Below are 4,630 nucleotides of genomic sequence, written 5' to 3' on the forward strand. Positions count from 1 at the left end.
TATCGCTCTAACTGAAAAAACAGGCAGAAACCCGCCTTTATGGCGCGCCGTCATCACCGGATCGCCTCGTCGCCACATGAAACCGCATGGATCGCGTAAAATACAGCCGCAGCCGCTCCGGAATCACCGATGAAATCAGCGACCCGATATACAACGCACGCGGAAACCCGATCACCGCCCGCCCCCGCGCCAACCCCGTCGCGATCAGCCGCGCCGCCGCCGCCGCACTCAGCTTCATCGGCTGCTCACCGATATGCGTCTCGGTCATCGCACTCGCCACATACCCCGGGCAGACCACCGAAACCCCCACCCCGGTCCCTTCCAGCGCCGCGCGCATCGCCAGACCATAGGACAACAACCCCGCCTTGCTCGCCCCATAGGCCGGCGCATCGGTCAGCGGCGAAAACGCCGCCAGCGAACTGACCAGCGCAATCTGCCCACAACCCCGCGCCCGCATCGACGGCAGCACCGCATGCAGCGCCGCCAGCGACCCGAGCAGATTGATCCCGATCACCCGCGCCGCGACCTCATAATCCTCGATCCGCCCGTCTTCATCCCGCCCTTCGAGCACCCCGGCATTGGCGATCAGCAAATCCACCGGATGCGCCGCATCGAACCGCGCAATCCACCCGGCCACCGCCTCGGCCTCGCGCATATCGACCCGGCCGGTCTCCACCACCGCCCCCCGGCCCCGCACCGCCGACGCCACCGCCTCGAGCCGCGCCGCATCCCGCCCCAGCAACCCGAGCGCCACCCCCGGAGCCGCATAATGCACCGCCAACGCCGCCCCGATCCCGCTCGATGCGCCCGTAATAATAATCGCCCGTGGCGCGCTCACGCCCCGCGCTTCATCATCAATTTCGCAAGCGTGCCCAGCGACACCCCCTCGCGCTCTACCCCCGCCACCTCTTCCGCGGTCGCCGCCACCGCCGCCTCGATTTCGGCGACGGTATGCTCGGAGGATATGAAAAACCGCAGCCGCGCCGATTTCTCCGGCACGCCGGGCGGGACGATCGGAAACGCGTTGATCCCGCGCTTGAGCAGCCGCTCCGCCAGCAGCACGGTGCGCAGCGAATCCCCAATGATCACCGGCGTCACCGCATGGCCGGCGCTGGTGCCGACATCGAGCCCCGCCGCCCGCGCCAGAAGCAGGAACAACTGCCCGTTCGCCTGCAACCGCGCCACCCGCTCGGGCTCGCGCCGCATGATCTCGATCGCGGTGAGTGCCGCCATCGCAGCCGGTGCCGGCATCCCCACACTATAAACCATCCCAGGTGCCGCGAGCTTCAGATAATCGATCAGCTTCCGGCTGCCCGCGACATAGCCGCCGCAACTCACCAGCGTCTTCGACAGCGTGCCGAGCCAGATATCCACGAGCCGCGGATCGACGCCGTCCTGCTCGGCGATCCCCCGCCCGGTCGCCCCCAGCACCCCGATCGAATGCGCTTCATCGACCATCAGCCAGCAATCCCAGCGCTGCTTGATCGCGACCAGCCGGGCGAGATCCGGCCCGTCGCCATCCATCGAGAACAGACCCTCGGTGATGATCATCACCCGCTCGAACCGCTCGCGGGTCGATGCCAGCATGGCGTCCAGCGCATCCAGATCGTTATGCGGAAACGGCCGCCGCGTGGCACCCGAAAGCTGCGCACCGACCACGACACAATTATGGATCAGCCCGTCATGCAGGATCAGATCCTTCGGCCCGAGCAGCGCCGCCACGGTCGAAATCGCGGTGGCATGGCCGCTCACGAACACCAGCGCATCCTCGGCCTCGTAAACATCCGCCAGCGCCCGCTCCAATTGGCGATGAAACGCCCGCTCCCCGGCGGTGATGCGGCTCGCCGACACGCTGGTGCCCCATTGCCGCGTCGCCGCGATCACCGCTTCGGTGATCGCCGGATGCCCGTTGAGCCCGAGGTAATCGTAGGAGGCGAAATTCACCACCGCCTGCCCGGCGATCACGCTGCGCGCCCCGGCCATCGCTTCATGTTCGCGGTAGAACGGAAAGTTCAGCTGCAACGCATCGGCCACCGCGCGCTGGGTGCGGAACTGCTGATAGGCCGGCAGCGTCTCGAACGAGGTATCGAACCGCCCGCCGCCCGCCCCCGCCACGCGTGCGACCGGTTCGGCCGCCGGCGTCTTGACCATGGTCTCGAGCAGCGCCGCCTTGAACCCCCGGCTGAACCGCCCGCCTTCGGGTTTCACAACAAAGTCCCGGCGGCGCTGCGCTGGCCCTCGATCGCCTCGTTCACCGCCATGAGTTCATCGAGCCCGATATCGCGCGACCCGTGCTGCATCAGCAACCGCCGTTCCGCATCGCCCAGGCCGCTCGCCGCCTCGGGATCGCCGCCCAGCGCCACCCCGGCGATCAGCCGCGCCGCCAGATCGTTCACGCTCACGCCCGAATTGATCGCCACCACCGGCAATTCCACGCCGAACCGCGTCTCGATGCCCATCCGCAATTCGATGCTCATCAGCGAATCCATCCCCAACTCGTCGAGCCTGCGCGCCGGATCGATATCCTCGGACGCGAGGCGCAATATGCGCGCGACCTCGCCCGCGACCAGCCCCGCCACCAGCGCCCGCGCCTCGCCCTCGGTCTTGCCGGCAATCATCTGCGCGAGGTCCAACCCGGCTTCGGCACTGATCCGGTCATCGCCGTTGAACAGCCCGGCGAAGCTCGGGCTGTTCAGCAGTTTCAAGCCGCGCAGCATGGGGTTCGGCCGGATCGTCGCGCAATACACCGTCGCCGGCGCCGCATCCCCCGCCGCCAGCAATCCACCGAGATAGCCCAGCGCCTCCGCCGCGCGCATCGCCGCGATCCCGCTGATCCGCTCCAGTTTCGCCGCCGTCTCGGCATCGCGCGCCAGCACCCCGGCATCCGCGATCGCACCCCACGCCACCGCAAGCCCAGGCAGGCCGCGTGCGCGCCGGTTGCGCATCATCCCCTGCAGATACCCGTTGGCCGCGACATAGGCACCCTGCCCCGGATTGCCGATCATCGTGGTGGCCGAGGAAAACGCGACGAAGTAATCGAGCGCATGGCCGCTTGTCGCGTCATCGAGATGCCGCACTCCGTCGATTTTCGGCGCGAGCACCTGATCGGTGCGCTCCGGCGTCAGATTGGCGATCGACCCGTCATCCAGCACCATCGCGGCATGCATCACGCCGGCGATCCGCCCATGATCCGCTGTGAGCCGCGTGATGAGCGCGTGCACCGCCGCCGCATCGGTCACATCGAGCGCCGCAACCTCAATGACAACCCCCAGCCCGCGCATCGCCTCCGCCCGCGCCTGCAGCGCGGGATCGAGCCGCCCGCGCCGCGAGGCGAGCACAATGATCCGCGCGCCCTGCTCGGCCAGCCACACCGCGGTCTCGAAGCCGAACCCGCTGGTACCGCCCACCACCAGATGCACGCCGTCCCCCGGCGCGAACCGCAGTGCCGGCGCCGTGCTTGCCATCGGCGGCGATGGTGGCCGCACCACCAGCTTGCCGATATGCGCGCCCGCCTGCATCGCCTGGAACGCAGCCGCGGCCTCCGGTGCTTCGAACGCGCGATACGGCAGCGCGCAGAAATCGCCCCGCTCGAACCCGGCCACGATGTCCTGCATCAGCGCCTGGGTCAGCGTCAGATCGGCGGCCAGCAACTGGTCGAGATCGACCCCGAAATAGGTCAGGTTGCGCCGGAACGGCCGCAGCCCGAGGGCGGTGTTGGCGACATAGTCGCGCTTGCCGAGTTCGATGAACCGGCCGAACGGCTTGAGGCATTTCACGCTGGCCAGCATCGCCTCGCCCGCCAGCGAATTCAGCACGACATCGACCCCGCCGATCGCCGCGCGAATGTCATCCGCAAAGCCGGTCGTGCGCGAATTGAAGATCAGATCCGCACCGAACAATTGCGCCAACGCCCGCTTGTCCGGCGAACTGACCGTGGCGACGATCCGCGCGCCGCGCGCCCGCGCGATCTGCATCGCCGCAATGCCGACGCCGCCGGCCGCGCCATGGATCAGCACGGTCTCGCCCGCGCGCAACTGCGCGAGATGCACCAGCCCGTACCAGGCGGTGAGGAACGCAACCGGGATCGTGGTGCCCGCCTCGATCGCCATGCCGTCCGGTAATTTGGTGAACACGCGTGCATCGGCGGTGGTATGCGTCGCGAAACTCTGCCGCCCGAACCCCATCACCGCATCGCCCGGTTGCAGCGTCGTGACCGCACCACCCGCCCGCACCACGCGCCCGGCGCATTCGAACCCGAACACCGCACCGGCCAGACCGTCATCGAGCACGTCGTCGTCCAGCAGCCCAGTCGCGAGCATGACATCGCGGAAATTCAGCCCCGAGGCGATGATCTCGACCTCGACCTCGTCGGGCCCGGGTGCGACCCGCTGGTGCGCCACCCAGTCGAACTGCGACAACACGCCCCGCGCCGGCAGTTCGAGCCGCGCCGCCTCGACCGGATATCCGGCTCCATCGCTCGGAATCCCCTCGGCCAGCCGGATCGCGGTGATGCCGTCGGCATCGATCGCAAGCTCCGCCTCGCTGCCGGGTGCTGCGATCAGGGCGGCCAGATGCATCGATGCGGTCGCATCATCGAGACCGGATGCGACATCGATCAACCGCAGCGCGA

The 4,630-nt window shown here is 68.3% G+C and carries 3 protein-coding genes; all 3 read right to left on the reverse strand.

Translation table 11 applies throughout. The features are described 5' to 3' along the window. Positions 1-37: 37 nt before the first annotated feature. Positions 38-838: an SDR family NAD(P)-dependent oxidoreductase gene (locus ACP5E6_RS16305; RefSeq protein WP_427955871.1), complete on the reverse strand. Its 801-nt coding sequence runs from the start codon at positions 836-838 to the stop codon at positions 38-40. Continuing rightward, positions 835-2,208 (reverse strand): aminotransferase class I/II-fold pyridoxal phosphate-dependent enzyme, encoded by a 1,374-nt coding sequence (locus ACP5E6_RS16310; RefSeq protein WP_427955873.1) that lies wholly within the window; start codon positions 2,206-2,208, stop codon positions 835-837. The genes ACP5E6_RS16305 and ACP5E6_RS16310 overlap by 4 nt, the downstream gene beginning before the upstream one ends. After that, the coding region (locus ACP5E6_RS16315; RefSeq protein WP_427955875.1) for an SDR family NAD(P)-dependent oxidoreductase at positions 2,205-4,630 on the reverse strand (2,426 nt) is incomplete at its 5' end. The genes ACP5E6_RS16310 and ACP5E6_RS16315, both read right to left, overlap by 4 nt.

It is taken from the genome of Acidiphilium sp., from assembly GCF_049977125.1.
Lineage (GTDB): Bacteria > Pseudomonadota > Alphaproteobacteria > Acetobacterales > Acetobacteraceae > Acidiphilium.